The sequence below is a fragment of the Streptomyces sp. NPDC089919 genome, assembly GCF_040684615.1.
Taxonomy (GTDB): Bacteria; Actinomycetota; Actinomycetes; order Streptomycetales; family Streptomycetaceae; genus Streptomyces.
Genome location: NZ_JBFBGK010000018.1, coordinates 39,765 through 53,888 on the forward strand (window position 1 = coordinate 39,765; position 14,124 = coordinate 53,888).

Here is a 14,124-nt window from a genome sequence, read left to right on the forward strand (position 1 = left end):
GGCCGGCCGGGGCCGGCCGGCCGGGGCCGGCCCGCGGCGGGCCCTCACGCGTGACAGGCCACCGGCTGCCCGCCGTTCATCGCCGTCATGTCCGTCAGCAGCGCGACCAGGTCCAGCCGGGACCCGGCCGGCTCGCCCGCCAGCTCCGCGTAGGCCCGGTGCAGGTTCGCCACCAGCCGCTCGCTCTCCCGCCAGGACGCGAACTTGCCCAGGTCCGCCCGGCGGGCCGCCTCCAGCGGGGTGCGCCCGGCGGCCCGGCCGGCCTCCGCCAGCGCGCCCACGAACCGCAGGTACCGCTCCATGTCGTCGTACGCCGAGGCGTCCGTGACCGGACCGTGCCCGGGCACCACCGTCCGGGCCCCCAGCTCCCGCAGCCGCTCCAGGGCCCGCAGCGACCCGGCGAGCGAACCGAAGGGCACGAAGGGGGTGCCGCCGGAGAAGACCAGGTCCCCGGTGAACACCACCCGCTCGCGCGGCAGCCAGACCACCGAGTCGCCCCGGGTGTGCGCCACGCCCGGGTGGAAGACCCGCACCTCGCTCTCCCCGACGTGCACGGTGAGCGCGTCGCGGTAGGTCAGCGAGGGCGCGCTGATCCGTATGTCCCCGAAGTCGGTCTGCGGCCAGATCAGGTGCAGTTGGTGCCCGGCGTCCAGCTGCTCGGCCCGGCTGTCCTCGTGCGCCAGCACCGTCGCGTCGGGGAACAGGCAGTTGCCGTAGGTGTGGTCGCCGTGGTGATGGGTGTTCACGATCACCGAGGGCGCCGGCGCGCCGGTGGCGGCCACCGCCTCGGCCAGCCAGCGGGAGCGCCGCTCGGTGGCCGCGGTGTCGACGAGCAGGGTCCGCCCGCCGCCGGTCACGAAGCCCGCGTTGCTCAGGCACCAGCCCCCGTCGGGCTGCACGTACGCGTACACCCCGTCCGCCAGTTGGACGGTGTACGGCTCTTCGACGGATACGGACATCACGGCTCCCCGGGTCGTGGCGGCGGACGGACCATCCTGCCAGCCACCACGAGCGCGCACGCGGGGCCCCCGGGGCAGGGCTGCTAGGCCGTCTCTTTCGGATCTTGCCGGTTAAGCCCGCGTCGTCTGGCGCCGTGCATCGCAAGGCGGAGGGTCGCCCGATTACTGGACGTACTTGGGTGGGCCCGACAACGCGGCGAGGTGCGGCGCCTGGGGGCACCTCCCAGCGGTAGCTGGGGGAGGCGCGGGTCAGGCAAGATCCGGAGGAGACGGCCTAGTGGTCGTCCCAGTGGCCGTTGTGCGCGGCGTGCCGGTGGCCGTCGTGCAGGTAGTCCAGGTGGTCCCCGTGCTCGACCGCCGGGTGCCCGCAGTCCTCCCCGTGCGCGTGCTCGTGCGCCTCGTGGGAGACGTGCTCGGCGGTCTCGCACTCGTCCCAGTGGCCCGCGTGCTCGCGGTGCAGGTGCCCGTCGTGGGCGTAGTCGACGTGGTCGCCGTGCGGCACCTCGGGGTGTCCGCAGTCCGGCCCGTGGGCGTGCTCGTGGGTGCCGTGTTCCTGGTGCAGGGTCGTCATGCGGGCGAGGCTAGTCCGTACTGCGGCGGTATGTCCGACTGTCCGGCGGCGCCACGGGGAAGGCCGATGATCGCACCGGTGCGGGCGGCCGGGGTCCCCTCCGGCCGTCCGGCTCAGGGCCGCCGGTCGCTCAGGACGAGCAGGAGCACCGCGAACCCCGTCAGGGCCACGCAGCACAGCGCCGCGGCCAGCGCGGCCGGCAGGCCCAGCAGCGCCGGCCGGGGCGCCGCCAGCGCCTGGATCCGCCGGTGCGAGACGTAGAGGAACCCCGCCCACAGCAGGGCGATGAAGGCCGTGCCGGCCAGCTCGGCGGGCGAACCGCTGCCGTGCAGCGCCTGCTTGACCGCGAGCACCGCCACCGCCGTCCAGGTCAGCGTGGTACGCCGCCACGCCAGCCTGGTCCGCTCGGGCTGCAGCCCGGGATCACGCCCGCCCGGCGCCCCCGGCACCGGGTCCGCCGGGCTCACCGCCCGTTCGTCCAGCCGAGCAGGACCACCACCACCATGGCCCCCGCCACCAGCCCCACGCCGAGGCTGAGCACCACCGGGAAGCGCGACACCGGCAGGTCCTCGCCGCGCCGCATCGCCCGCTCGCAGCGGACCCAGTGGTTGACCGCCCGCAGCGCACAGGCCGCGCCGACGACCAGCAGCGCGATGGCCAGCCCCACCCGCACGCCCCAGCGCAGCTCCGGCAGGAACTGGTCGACCGCGAAGCCGCCCCCGATCAGCGCCAGCGCCGTGCGCAGCCAGGCCAGGAAGGTGCGCTCGTTGGCCAGCGAGAAGCGGTAGTCCGGCGTCCCGCCCTCGTCCCGCACCCGCCACGGCGCGAACCAGAGCCGGACGTCCTTGAGGAAGTCGGTCACGGGGCAAATCTACTGGTGGGGGCCGGGCGGCAGGCCCGCGGGCAGGCCGCGGTGCAGCCGCAGCCGCCGGTAGGCCTCCAGCCCGTCCGGCACCCAGTCCCACGTGCCCAGGAGCCCCAGCACCTCCTCCTCGGGGAGGAAGTCGTACCAGTCCACCTCGGACACCTGCGGAGCCACCGGCCCGTCCCAGCGCACCTCGTGCACGGCGGACCACCACGACTGCCCCCCGGCGCCCTCGTAGAGGAACGTGAACAGCGGTGCGGGCTGCGCCAGCCCCGACACCCCCAGCTCCTCCTCGGCCTCCCGCAGGGCCGCGCCCTCGTAGCTCTCGCCGGCCCCCACCACCCCGCCCACGAACATGTCGTACAGCGACGGGAAGACCAGCTTGGTGGCGGTGCGGCGGTGCACGAAGATCCGCCCGGCCGCGTCCCGGGCCAGCACGAAGACGCACCGGTGCCGCAGCCCCCGCGCGTACACCTCGCCCCGGGGCGCCCGCCCGACCACGCGGTCGTGCTCGTCGACGACGTCCAGGATCTCCTCGGCAGCGCTCATGGGATCCATCCAAGCACCGGTGTTGACGGGTTACCGCCGCGTAGCCAAGATCGGGGCCATGGCGTACGACGCAGACGTGATCGTTATCGGTGCCGGGCTCTCGGGCCTCGCGGCCACGGCCGAGCTGGTGGACGCGGGCCGCAAGGTCATCCTGCTCGACCAGGAGCCGGAGCAGTCGATCGGCGGCCAGGCCCACTGGTCCTTCGGCGGACTGTTCTTCGTCGACTCGCCCGAGCAGCGGCGGATGCGCGTCAAGGACAGCCACGAGCTCGCCCTCCAGGACTGGATGGGCACCGCCGGCTTCGACCGCGAGGAGGACCACTGGCCGCGCCGCTGGGCCGAGGCGTACGTCGACTTCGCCGCGGGCGAGAAGCGGCCCTGGCTGCACGCCCAGGGGGTGCGCTTCTTCCCGGTGGTCGGCTGGGCCGAGCGCGGCGGCTACGACGCCACCGGCCACGGCAATTCGGTGCCCCGCTTCCACATCACCTGGGGTACCGGGCCCGGCATCGTCGAGCCCTTCGAGCGGCGGGTGCGCGCCGGGGTCGCCAAGGGCCTGGTCCAGCTGCGGTTCCGGCACCGGGTCACGGGCCTGTCCCGCAGTGCCGGCAGCGTGGACACCGTCAGCGGCGAGGTCCTGGAGCCCTCCGCCGCCGGGCGGGGCACCGCCAGCAGCCGGGAGGTCAGCGGCGCCTTCGAGCTGCGCGCCCAGGCGGTGATCGTCACCTCCGGCGGCATCGGCGGCAACCACGACCTGGTCCGCGCCCAGTGGCCGGCCCGGCTGGGCCGCCCGCCCGCCCGGATGCTCTCCGGCGTGCCCGCGCACGTGGACGGCCTGATGCTCGGCATCGCCGAGCGGGCCGGCGCCAGCCACATCAACCGCGACCGGATGTGGCACTACACCGAGGGCATCGAGAACTGGAACCCGATCTGGGCCCGGCACGGCATCCGCATCCTGCCCGGCCCGTCCTCCCTCTGGCTGGACGCCACCGGCCGGCGGCTGCCGGTGCCGCTCTTCCCGGGCTTCGACACTCTCGGCACCCTGGAGCACATCATGCGCTCGGGCCACGACCACACGTGGTTCGTGCTCGACCAGCGCATCATCGGCAAGGAGTTCGCGCTCTCCGGCTCCGAGCAGAACCCGGACCTCACCGGCAAGTCCGTACGGGGCGTGATCGACCGGGCCCGGCAGGCGGTGCCCGCACCGGTCAAGGCCTTCATGGACAACGGCGTCGACTTCGTGGTCGAGCGGGACCTGTCCGCGCTGGTGCGCGGGATGAACGCGCTGACGAAGGAGCCGCTGATCGACGAGGCCGCGCTGCGCCGCGAGATCACCGCCCGGGACCGGGAGATCGCCAACCCGTTCACCAAGGACCTCCAGGTCACCGCGATCCACGGGGCCCGCCGCTACCTCGGCGACAAGCTGATCCGCACCGCCGCCCCGCACCGCATCCTGGACCCCGCGGCCGGCCCGCTGATCGCGGTCCGCCTCAACATCCTCACCCGCAAGTCCCTGGGCGGGCTGGAGACCGACCTGTCCTCCCGGGTGCTCACCGACGACGGCGACCCGCTGCCCGGCGTGTACGCGGCCGGCGAGGCGGCCGGCTTCGGCGGCGGCGGGGTGCACGGCTACCGGGCGCTGGAGGGCACCTTCCTCGGCGGCTGCCTCTTCTCCGGCCGCACCGCGGGCCGGGCGGCGGCCGAGGCGGTCGGCTGACGGGTGCGGCGGCCGGCTGACGGGCCCCCTTCCGGGGGCCGCCGGGTCAGCCCAGCCGCGCCACGACCCGGAACCGCTCGGCGACCACGAGCGTGTCGTCGTCCACCGTGAACCGCGGGTCGCCGATCTCGGCCCGGACCTCGTCGCTGTGCCAGAACGTCTCGTGGGTGGCGCGCCACTGCGCGACGCTGGTGTACCCCTCGCCCTCGTCCACGGCGTGCGCCAGGTCCACGTCCCCGGCCCGCACCACCCGAACCTCCGTCACCTCGATGACGGCGACGGGCCGTTCGTCCGAGTCCAGCATCACCTGGCGGTCACCCACCACGGGCAGCTCCTCGCCCACCGCCTCGTACTCGGCGACTAGGCCGGTGGTGCTCGTCTTCTCGCCACTGAGCACGGCGGCCACCAACTGGTCGCGCAGCGGCCCGGGAAAGGCCAGAAGGAAGGGGGGAAGGGCGTCGTGAGTCGTCATGGGCCCAGGCTAGGGCGCCCGACCCGGCCCGACTAACCGGTTTCTTTGCGCCAACTCCAGAGCATTTCGGACCAGTTGAAACGCGCCACGTGGTGGACTGGACCTTGACGCGGAGCGATCCCGGCCGCTTTGCTGTGCGTGATCATTCGCTCGCGCTCCCGATACCGCGGGCCCAGACCGTGTTCCCTGGAGGGAAGTCCGCGGATGTCCCCGCCTCCGCCGCCCCTCGGCCGCTCGCGCAAGAAGGACACCCAGTTCTTCGACCCGGCCCTCTGTGATGCCGAACTGATCGACGTACGCGGTCAGTTCACCCAGGGTCGGTGGGCCAAGGCGCGCGCCCTGCTGGTGGCGACCGGCGACGACTGGGACCGCCGGGGCCACCGCGTCGTGGTGCTCGGCGAGACGCCCTCCGCCGCCGCCTGGGCCCGGGAGTGGCTGCTGGCCGAACCGGACAGCGCCGACGCCGCCACCCTGCTCGCCTGCGCCGAGGTCTTCGCGGCGCTGCGCGGCAAGGGCTCGGCCGAGGCGGCCGAGCGGGCCTGCCGCGCGGCCGCCGCCCGGCTGCCGAACGACCCCACCCCCTGGCTCGCGCTGCTCCTGCTGACCCGCGCGGTGGGGCCCGAGGAGGAGTTCGCCCGCACCTTCGACCAGGTCCGGGCCCGGCACCGGGAGCACCACCACGCCCACCACCTCATGGTCGCCAAGCTCGCCGAGCGCACCCCCGCCGCCGGCGCCGACCCGCTCCACGAGGTGTACGACTTCGCCTCCTGGGCCGCCGAGGAGTCCCCGGCCGACTCCCCGCTCGCCGTCCTGCCGGTGGTCGCCCACGCCGAGCGCTACCGGGTGCTGGCCGCCGCCGGCGCCGCTCCCGACGCCGCCGAGCACTGGTCCGGCCGGCGCGCCCGGCAGGTGCTGCGCACCGCCTTCGACTGGTGGCTGGAGTGGGAGCGCGAGGACCACCCGCGCAACCGGGTCGACCTGAACTTCCTCGCGCACGCGAAGCTCTGCGAGGGCCGCCCCGCCGAAGCGGCGGCCCTCTTCCACCGGATCGGGCGGCACGCCACGCCGGCCCCCTGGTCCTATCCCGATCTCGACCCCCACAAGGCGTTCCTGGCCGCGCGCAGCGCGGCGCTGGGTTCCGCCTGACCCCCGCACCGCTCTCCGTCGGGACCTTCCCCAGCCCGACCCAACCCCCGTGAAAGGACGACCCGCCATGGCGACGGGCAGTTCCAGCACGCTCTCCGACACCACCGCAGACATACGGACGTACAAGGGCCAGGACCGCGCCCTGCGCGCCGACCGGCTCGGCACCGCCGGGCTGCTGCTCTCCGTGCTCGCGGCCAGCGCGCCCCTGATGGTCGTCGCCGGTGTCATGCCCACAACATTCGGTGTGATGGGCATCGTCGGGCAGCCGCTGCTGTTCGTCATCCTCGGCGCCGTGCTCGCCCTCTTCAGCGTCGGATACGCGGAGATGAGCCGCCACGTCCACAACGCCGGCGCCTTCTACGCCTACATCGCCCGGGGCCTGGGCCCCACCGCCGGCGCCGGCGCCTCCGTGGTCGCCCTCGTCGCCTACAGCGCGCTGCAGGTCGGCGTGTACGGCATCTTCGGCTTCGAGGTCTCCGGCCTCTGCGCCACCTACCTCGACCTCCAGATCGCCTGGTGGATCCCCGCCCTCCTCGGCGTGGCCCTCACCGGCGCCCTCGGCTGGCTCAAGATCGACCTGAACGCCCGGGTGCTCGGCGTCCTCCTCCTCATCGAGTGCGTCCTCGTCGTCGTCTTCGACATCGCCGCCGTCGCCGACCCGGCCAAGGAGGGCATCTCCTTCGCCGCCTTCAACCCCGACGCCCTCAGCGGCGCCGGCTTCGGCACCGCCCTGTGCTTCTGCATCGCCGCCTTCCTCGGCTTCGAGCAGTCCCCGGTCTACGCGGAGGAGACCAGCCGGCCGCACGTCATCGTCTCGCGCGTGATGTTCCTCGCCATCGGCTTCGTCGCCTTCTTCTTCGCCGTCAGCGCCTGGGCCCTGACCGTGGCCACCGGCCCCTCCGCCGTCGTCGCCACCTCCGCCAAGGCCGGCCCCGGCCTGCTCTTCGAACTCACCTCGAGCCGGCTCGGCGGCACCGTCACCGACGTGCTGCACGTCCTCTTCGTGACCGGCATGTTCGCCGCCATGCTCAGCTTCCACAACGTCGTCGCCCGCTACGCCTTCGCGATGGGCCGCGAGGGCCTGCTGCCCGCCGCCTTCGGCCGCACCAGCCCCACCAGCGGCGCCCCCGCCACCGGCTCCCTGCTCCAGACCGTCGTCTCGGTGCTGGTCGTCGGCGCCTTCGCGGTCACCGACGACATGCCCACCGGCGACCCCACCGCGCCCGTGCTGCACCTGTTCACCTGGATGGGCAGCGTCGGCGCCCTCGGCGTCATCCTCCTGATGGCCACCGCCTCCTTCGCCGTCATCGCCTTCTTCGTCCGGCGCGGCGCGGCCGGCGCCCAGGCCTGGCGGCTCACCGCCGCCGGCCTCGCCGGCCTGCTGCTGCTCGGCATCGCCGGGTACACCGTCAAGGACTTCGGCGCCCTCGTCGGCGCCGGCTCCGGCTCCGCGCTGCGCTGGGTACTGCCCGGCCTGATCGCCCTCGCGGCCGTCGCCGGCCTGGTCCACGGCGCCGTCCTGCGCCGCCGCAGCCCCGAGGCGCACGCCCGGATCGGCCTGGGCAACGAGGCCTTCCGGCTCGACCAGGCCGCCGCCCAGGACTGACCCGCCCCCCGCCGCGCCCGGCCGCCGAGCCGGCCCCGGCCGCCCTCCCGCCACCGGGCGGACCGCACCCCGCGGTCCGCCCGGTTTTGGCTGATCCACCCCCTCATGGTCTCCTTGTGGCCGATGTACCCAGTCCCGGCCCGCGCCCCGGCGCGGACCGGGTGCCGGGTCACGGCGGGGCGACCCCCGACCGTGCGGTGGGCCCCGCCGTCCCGCGGAGCCCTCCGGCACCAAGGAGAGAGACCCACCCCGTCCGCCTTCGTGCCACCCGGACCTGCCTGTCCCATCCACGAAGGCGAAGTCATACATGAGTGACCGCACCCTGGCCACGGCCCCACCGGCCGCGGCGACCCCGCACGTCGACGCGGGCGACGAGGGCTACAGCAAGGACCTGAAGTCCCGGCACATCAACATGATCGCGATCGGCGGCGCCATAGGCACCGGCCTGTTCCTCGGCGCGGGCGGCCGCCTCGCCGGCGCCGGCCCCTCGCTGGCCATCGCGTACGCCGTGTGCGGCGTCTTCGCCTTCTTCGTGGTCCGGGCCCTGGGTGAACTGGTCCTCTACCGGCCCTCCTCCGGGGCCTTCGTCTCCTACGCGCGCGAGTTCATGGGGGAGAAGGGCGCCTACACCGCCGGCTGGCTCTACTTCCTCAACTGGTCCACGACCACCGTCGCCGACATCACCGCCGCCGCGACCTACGCGCACTTCTGGGCGATGTTCTCCGACGTCCCGCAGTGGATCCTCGCGCTGATCGCCCTCTCCGTCGTGCTCGCCGCCAACCTGATCTCGGTGCGCTACTTCGGCGAGATGGAGTTCTGGTTCTCGATCGTCAAGGTCGCCGCCCTGGTGTCCTTCATGCTCGTCGGCATCTACCTGATCGCCACCAGCCACCCGATCGACGGCCACACCCCGGGCCTGGGCTCCATCACCGACAACGGCGGCCTCTTCCCCTCCGGCGTGCTGCCGATGCTGCTCGTCGTCCAGGGCGTCGTCTTCGCGTACGCCTCCGTCGAGCTGTGCGGTGTCGCCGCCGGCGAGACCGAGAACCCCGAGAAGATCATGCCCAAGGCGATCAACTCGATCATGTGGCGGGTCGGCGTCTTCTACGTCGGCTCGGTCGTCCTGCTCGCGCTGCTGCTCCCGTACACCGCGTACTCCGCCGACCAGAGCCCGTTCGTCACGGTCTTCGACAAGCTCGGCGTCCCCGGCGCCGCGGGCATCATGAACCTGGTCGTGCTCACCGCCGCGCTCTCCAGCCTCAACTCCGGCCTCTACTCCACCGGCCGGATCCTGCGCTCGATGGCCATGTCCGGCTCCGCCCCGCGCTTCACCGCCCGGATGAACAAGGGCAAGGTCCCCTACGGCGGCGTGCTCTTCACCGCCGCCTTCGGCGTCGCGGGCGTCGCCCTCAACTACTTCGTGCCCTCGAACGCCTTCGAGATCGTGCTCAACCTCGCCTCCATCGGCATCCTGGGCACCTGGGCCATGGTCATGATCTGCTCGCTGTTCTTCTGGCGGCGCGCCAAGGCCGGGCTGGTCTCCCGGCCCTCCTACCGGCTGCCCTGGGCCCCGTACACCCAGCTGGTCACCCTGGCCTTCCTGGTCACCGTGCTCGTCCTCATGTGGTGCGACGGGGGAGTGGGCCGCACCACCGTGATGTTCCTGCCGCTGATCGCCGCCGCCCTGGTCGGCGGCTGGTACCTGGTCCGCGGCCGGGTGGCCGAGCTGGCCGCCGCCGCCCAGGCCCCCGCCGTCACCGCCCCCGCCACCGACGAGGACGCCCGATGACCCCGCCCACCGCCCCCGTGATCCGGGAGCCGGGCCACGTCCCGCTGGTCCACGTCGTCCGCGACGGCCTGGTCGAGGGCGTCCACCACGGCTCCGTCGTCGTCCTCGGCGCGGACGGGGAGGTCCGGTACGAGGCCGGCGACCCGGCCGCCGCCTTCTACCCGCGCTCGGCCCTCAAGCCCCTCCAAGCGGTCGCCATGCTCCGCGCCGGCCTGGAGCTCGACGGCCCGCTGCTGGCCCTCGCGGCCGCCAGCCACTCCGGCGAACAGGTCCACCAGGACGGCGCCGAAACGATCCTGCGCACCGCCGGCCTCGGCCCCGAGGCCCTGCTCAACCCCGCCGACCTGCCGTACGGCGCGCAGCAGCGCGAGGACTGGCTGACCGCCGGCCGGGGCCCCTCCAGGCTGGCCCACAACTGCTCCGGCAAGCACGCGGCCATGCTCGCCCTGTGCCGCTCCCGCGGCTGGTCCGAGACCGACTACCTCGACCCGGGGCACCCCCTTCAGTGCACCATCGCCGACACCGTCACCGAGCTGACCGGTGCCCCGCCGGCCCGCACCACCGTCGACGGCTGCGGCGCCCCGCTCTTCGCCGTCTCGCTGTACGGGCTCACCCGCGCGGCGGCGGCCATCGCCACGGCCGCCCCCGGCACCCCCGAGGCCCGCCTCGCCGACGCCGTACGCGCGCACCCCGAGATGGTCGCCGGCACCGGCCGGGACGTCACCGCCCTGATGCGGGCGGTGCCCGGCCTGATCGCCAAGGACGGCTTCGAGGCGGTCCAGATCGCCGCGCTGCCCGACGGCCGCGCCGTGGGCGTCAAGATCGCCGACGGCTCGGACCGGGCCCGGATGCCCGTCACCGCCGCCGCGCTCGCCGTCGCGGGCGTGGACCCGGCCCTGCTGGCCCCGTTCGCCGGCACCCCGGTCTACGGCGGCGGCAAGCCGATGGGCGCCCTGCGCGCCGCGGGCCCGCTGGCCGCCCGCGCCGCCCTGCCCGCCTGACCCCGAGCACGCAGAAGGGCCCCGCGGCCCGGGAGCTACCTCCCGGCCCCGCGGGGCCCTTCTCGTACGCCCCGGGCGGCGCCGACCGCCCCCGGAAACGCGAAAGACCCCAGACGCATCTGGGGTCTTCCTGCTGGTGTCCGAGGGGGGACTTGAACCCCCACGCCCGATAAAGGGCACTAGCACCTCAAGCTAGCGCGTCTGCCATTCCGCCACCCGGACAAGGTGTCTGTCTCGCGTCCCTTCCGGGCCGCTCCGACGAAGAGAACATTACCAGGGATTCGGAGTGCCCCGATCACCCCCCTCTCCGGCCGGGTGTGCCCTTGGGTGGCGGCTCCCGGGGAGAGAGGATGAGGGGATCAACCGGCACCGGCAGTGGGAGGAAGAGCGTGAGCGAGTCGAGCACCGGCAGGACCGTCTCCGGCGAGGACGAGGTCGTCGACCTCTGCCGGGAGCTGATCCGGATCGACACCAGCAACTACGGCGACCACTCGGGACCGGGTGAGCGCAAGGCCGCCGAGTACGTGGCCGAGAAGCTCGCCGAGGTGGGTCTGGAGCCGCAGATCTTCGAGTCCCACAAGGGCCGCGCCTCGACGGTCGCCCGGATCGCGGGCGAGGATCCCTCGAAGCCGGCCCTGCTGATCCACGGCCACACCGACGTGGTCCCGGCCAACGCCGCCGACTGGACGTACGACCCGTTCTCCGGCGAGGTCGCCGACGGCTGCGTCTGGGGGCGCGGCGCGGTCGACATGAAGGACATGGACGCGATGACGCTGGCCGTGGTCCGCGACCGGATGCGCAGCGGCCGCAAGCCCCCGCGCGACATCGTGCTGGCCTTCCTCGCCGACGAGGAGGCCGGCGGCACCTACGGCGCCCGGCACCTGGTCGACAAGCACCCCGACCTGTTCGAGGGCGTCACGGAGGCCATCGGCGAGGTCGGCGGCTTCTCCTTCACCGTCAACGAGAACCTGCGGCTGTACCTGGTCGAGACCGCCCAGAAGGGCATGCACTGGATGCGGCTCACGGTCGAGGGCACCGCGGGCCACGGCTCGATGACCAACAACGACAACGCCATCACCGAGCTCTGCGAGGCGGTCGGCCGGCTGGGCCGCCACCAGTGGCCGGTCCGCGTCACCAAGACGGTCCGGTCCTTCCTCGACGAGCTCTCCGACGCCCTGGGCACCCCGCTGGACCCGGAGGACATGGACGGCACGCTCGCCAAGCTCGGCGGCATCGCCAAGATGGTCGGCGCGACCCTGCGCAACTCCGCCGCCCCGACCATGCTCGGCGCCGGCTACAAGGTCAACGTCATCCCCGGCCAGGCCACCGCGCACGTGGACGGCCGCTTCCTGCCCGGCTACGAGCAGGAGTTCCTGGCGGACCTCGACCGGATCCTCGGCCCCCGGGTCAAGCGCGAGGACGTGCACGGCGACAAGGCGCTCGAGACCGACTTCGACGGCCGGCTGGTCGACGCCATGCAGACCGCCCTCAAGGCCGAGGACCCGATCGCGCGGGCCGTGCCGTACATGCTCTCCGGCGGCACCGACGCCAAGTCCTTCGACGACCTGGGCATCCGCTGCTTCGGCTTCGCGCCGCTCCAGCTGCCGCCCGAGCTGGACTTCGCCGGCATGTTCCACGGCGTGGACGAGCGGGTTCCGGTGGACGGTCTGAAGTTCGGCGTGCGCGTGCTCGACCGATTCATCGACAACTGCTGAGCAATCGTCAAGGTGTGCGCATTCCACCAGGAAGAGTGAATCCGACCATACGCTCGTAGCCCTGGCGAGACCTCCTCGTTACAGGTGGTGCGGTCCGCGGCTGGGACCGCATTGCCTACTAGGAGGAATGATGATCAAGAAGGTTGTCGCTGCTGCGGCTGCCACCGGTGGCCTGGTTCTCGCGGGTGCCGGCCTCGCCGTCGCCGACGCCGGTGCGCAGGGTGCCGCTGTCGGCTCCCCGGGCGTCGCGTCCGGCAACGTCGTCCAGGTGCCCGTGCACATCCCGGTCAACGTGTGCGGCAACACGATCAACGTGATCGGCCTGCTGAACCCGGCGTTCGGCAACACCTGCATCAACGACTGACGTCGTACTCGCACCCTTCCGAGGGTCTGAGTCCCGGCTCCCGGGGCGCGCACCGCGCGCCCCGGGGCTCCCGGGACGGCTTCGGCGTCCGAGCAGGGGAGCCCGGACGCACACGGCAAGCACACAGCAGGAACGAGAACACCTTGCGACAGGTCACCAAGAAGACTCTCTTCAGCGTGGCGGCCGCGGGCGGTGTACTCGCTTTGGGTGGGGGCTACGCACAAGCGGATTCGGGGGCCTTCGGTGGCACCTCGAACTCCCCGGGCGTGCTGTCCGGGAACACCATCCAGGCGCCGGTACACGTACCCGTGAACGCCTGCGGCAACACCGTCTCCGTCATCGGCCTGCTCAACCCGGCCGCGGGGAACCACTGCACCAACACCGGAGGCCACGGCAGCCACGCCGGCCCCGGCGCGGGCGCGCACGGCGGGGCCCACGGCTCCCCGGGCGTCGGCTCCGGGAACCTGATCCAGGCCCCGGTGCAACTGCCCCTCAACGCCTGCGGCAACACCATCGACGTGGTGGGACTGCTGAACCCGGCGACGGGCAATGATTGCGCCAATGTTCCGGGGCACCAGAACCCGGGCGGACCGGGGCATCCGGGACAGCCGGGTCACCCGGGGCAGCCGGGGAATCCCGGGACTCCCGGGCATCCGGGGACTCCTGGTCACCCCGGTCAGCCGGGGCATCCCGGGCACCCGGGACAGCCGGGCAATCCGGGGACGCCCGGTCACCCCGGTACTCCTGGTCACCCCGGTACCCCCGGTCAGCCGGGGAATCCCGGGACTCCTGGTCACCCTTCGCCCGGGACGCCCGGGTACCCGACGAAGCCGGGTCAGCCCGGCCGGCCCGGGACTCCCGGTACTCCGGGGCAGCCCGGTGGGCCGGCCGCCCCGGGGCCCGACACCCGGGGCTCCGACACCGGCATGATCGGCACCGGCGTGCACGGCGAGCGGGGGCCCGAGCTGGCGCACACCGGCGCCACCGGCCTCGGGGTGGCCCTCCCGCTGGCGGGCGGGGCGCTGCTGGCGGGCTCGCTGCTCTACCGGCGGTCCCGCGGCGCGGGCGCCTGACCCCGGCCCCGTACGGCCGTTCCCAGGGCCCCGGTCCCGCGCGCACACCGCGCGGGGGCGGGGCCCGCGGTCCGTCCGGCCCCTGGTCGGCCGGCCGGCCGTCTCACCACGTGGGCCGCATCTGGCGGATGATCCGGCGGCGCAGCCGCACCCGGCGACTGCCGTCCCGGAACAGCGCCACCCGGTCCAACTCCCAGTTCCCGTACTCGGCATGGTCGGTCAGCAGACGGGTCGCCTCCTTACGGGGCACACCGCGGGGCACGTACACGTCGACAAATTCGTATTCCGGCATCGAATCTA

General features: G+C 73.6%; 15 protein-coding genes, 1 tRNA gene and 1 pseudogene. 9 read left to right on the top strand and 8 right to left on the bottom strand.

Going from position 1 to position 14,124, the window contains the following annotated elements; translation table 11 throughout:
* Nucleotides 1-44 precede the first annotated feature (44 nt).
* The 5 genes from AB0O40_RS10695 to AB0O40_RS10715 form a co-directional block, all read right to left on the bottom strand.
* Nucleotides 45-959, bottom strand: coding sequence for an MBL fold metallo-hydrolase (locus AB0O40_RS10695; protein WP_365038045.1), 915 nt, complete (start codon nucleotides 957-959; stop codon nucleotides 45-47).
* A 274-nt stretch (nucleotides 960-1,233) separates the two neighbouring features.
* Nucleotides 1,234-1,530: a hypothetical protein gene (locus AB0O40_RS10700; RefSeq protein ID WP_365038046.1), complete on the bottom strand. Its 297-nt coding sequence runs from the start codon at nucleotides 1,528-1,530 to the stop codon at nucleotides 1,234-1,236.
* A gap of 113 nt (nucleotides 1,531-1,643) precedes the next feature.
* Nucleotides 1,644-1,997, bottom strand: coding sequence for a DUF202 domain-containing protein (locus tag AB0O40_RS10705; RefSeq protein WP_365038048.1), 354 nt, complete (start codon nucleotides 1,995-1,997; stop codon nucleotides 1,644-1,646).
* Entirely contained in the window at nucleotides 1,994-2,392 is a 399-nt protein-coding gene (locus AB0O40_RS10710) for a DUF202 domain-containing protein (RefSeq protein WP_365038051.1), read from the bottom strand. The genes AB0O40_RS10705 and AB0O40_RS10710 overlap by 4 nt, the downstream gene beginning before the upstream one ends.
* 9 nt (nucleotides 2,393-2,401) lie before the next feature.
* Nucleotides 2,402-2,944: an NUDIX domain-containing protein gene (locus tag AB0O40_RS10715; protein ID WP_365038053.1), complete on the bottom strand. Its 543-nt coding sequence runs from the start codon at nucleotides 2,942-2,944 to the stop codon at nucleotides 2,402-2,404.
* Nucleotides 2,945-3,002: 58 nt separating this feature from the next.
* On the opposite strand from AB0O40_RS10715, the gene AB0O40_RS10720 reads away from it, so the two are divergent.
* The gene (locus tag AB0O40_RS10720; protein ID WP_365038055.1) at nucleotides 3,003-4,658 is read left to right on the top strand and encodes an FAD-binding dehydrogenase; all 1,656 of its coding nucleotides are present in this window, start codon (nucleotides 3,003-3,005) and stop codon (nucleotides 4,656-4,658) included.
* Nucleotides 4,659-4,704: 46 nt separating this feature from the next.
* On the opposite strand, the gene AB0O40_RS10725 is transcribed toward AB0O40_RS10720, so the two are convergent.
* Nucleotides 4,705-5,130: an ASCH domain-containing protein gene (locus tag AB0O40_RS10725; protein WP_365038058.1), complete on the bottom strand. Its 426-nt coding sequence runs from the start codon at nucleotides 5,128-5,130 to the stop codon at nucleotides 4,705-4,707.
* A gap of 204 nt (nucleotides 5,131-5,334) precedes the next feature.
* Between AB0O40_RS10725 and AB0O40_RS10730 the strand changes: the two genes are divergently transcribed.
* The 4 genes from AB0O40_RS10730 (at nucleotide 5,335) to AB0O40_RS10745 (ending at nucleotide 10,672) form a co-directional block, all read left to right on the top strand.
* Nucleotides 5,335-6,276 carry a hypothetical protein gene (locus tag AB0O40_RS10730; RefSeq protein WP_365038060.1) on the top strand — a complete coding sequence of 314 codons (942 nt, stop codon included), beginning with the start codon at nucleotides 5,335-5,337 and terminating at the stop codon, nucleotides 6,274-6,276.
* 67 nt (nucleotides 6,277-6,343) lie between these two features.
* Entirely contained in the window at nucleotides 6,344-7,882 is a 1,539-nt protein-coding gene (locus AB0O40_RS10735; protein WP_365038063.1) for an APC family permease, read from the top strand.
* 307 nt (nucleotides 7,883-8,189) lie between these two features.
* Entirely contained in the window at nucleotides 8,190-9,671 is a 1,482-nt protein-coding gene (locus AB0O40_RS10740) for an amino acid permease (RefSeq protein ID WP_365038066.1), read from the top strand.
* The gene (locus tag AB0O40_RS10745) at nucleotides 9,668-10,672 is read left to right on the top strand and encodes an asparaginase (protein WP_365038069.1); all 1,005 of its coding nucleotides are present in this window, start codon (nucleotides 9,668-9,670) and stop codon (nucleotides 10,670-10,672) included. The genes AB0O40_RS10740 and AB0O40_RS10745 overlap by 4 nt, the downstream gene beginning before the upstream one ends.
* 134 nt (nucleotides 10,673-10,806) lie before the next feature.
* Here the strand turns inward: AB0O40_RS10745 and AB0O40_RS10750 are convergent.
* Nucleotides 10,807-10,894, bottom strand: a tRNA-Leu gene (locus tag AB0O40_RS10750).
* Nucleotides 10,895-11,061: 167 nt separating this feature from the next.
* Here AB0O40_RS10750 and AB0O40_RS10755 point away from each other — a divergent pair.
* The 4 genes and pseudogenes from AB0O40_RS10755 to AB0O40_RS10770 all read left to right on the top strand — a co-directional run bounded on the left by AB0O40_RS10755 (nucleotide 11,062) and on the right by AB0O40_RS10770 (nucleotide 13,824).
* Nucleotides 11,062-12,387 (top strand): M20/M25/M40 family metallo-hydrolase, encoded by a 1,326-nt coding sequence (locus AB0O40_RS10755; RefSeq protein WP_365038071.1) that lies wholly within the window; start codon nucleotides 11,062-11,064, stop codon nucleotides 12,385-12,387.
* Between the two features lie 130 nt (nucleotides 12,388-12,517).
* Complete coding sequence (gene chpH, locus AB0O40_RS10760; protein ID WP_365038073.1) at nucleotides 12,518-12,751, top strand: chaplin ChpH; 234 nt, start codon at nucleotides 12,518-12,520, stop codon at nucleotides 12,749-12,751.
* A gap of 176 nt (nucleotides 12,752-12,927) precedes the next feature.
* A pseudogene (locus tag AB0O40_RS10765) lies at nucleotides 12,928-13,302 on the top strand (chaplin); the annotation flags it as partial.
* Nucleotides 13,303-13,677: 375 nt separating this feature from the next.
* Nucleotides 13,678-13,824 (top strand): hypothetical protein, encoded by a 147-nt coding sequence (locus tag AB0O40_RS10770; protein WP_365038174.1) that lies wholly within the window; start codon nucleotides 13,678-13,680, stop codon nucleotides 13,822-13,824.
* 103 nt (nucleotides 13,825-13,927) lie between these two features.
* Here AB0O40_RS10770 and AB0O40_RS10775 read toward each other — a convergent pair whose 3' ends face one another.
* Nucleotides 13,928-14,116, bottom strand: a complete 189-nt coding sequence (locus AB0O40_RS10775) for a DUF5703 family protein (protein ID WP_365038075.1) — start codon at nucleotides 14,114-14,116, stop codon at nucleotides 13,928-13,930.
* Nucleotides 14,117-14,124 lie beyond the last annotated feature (8 nt).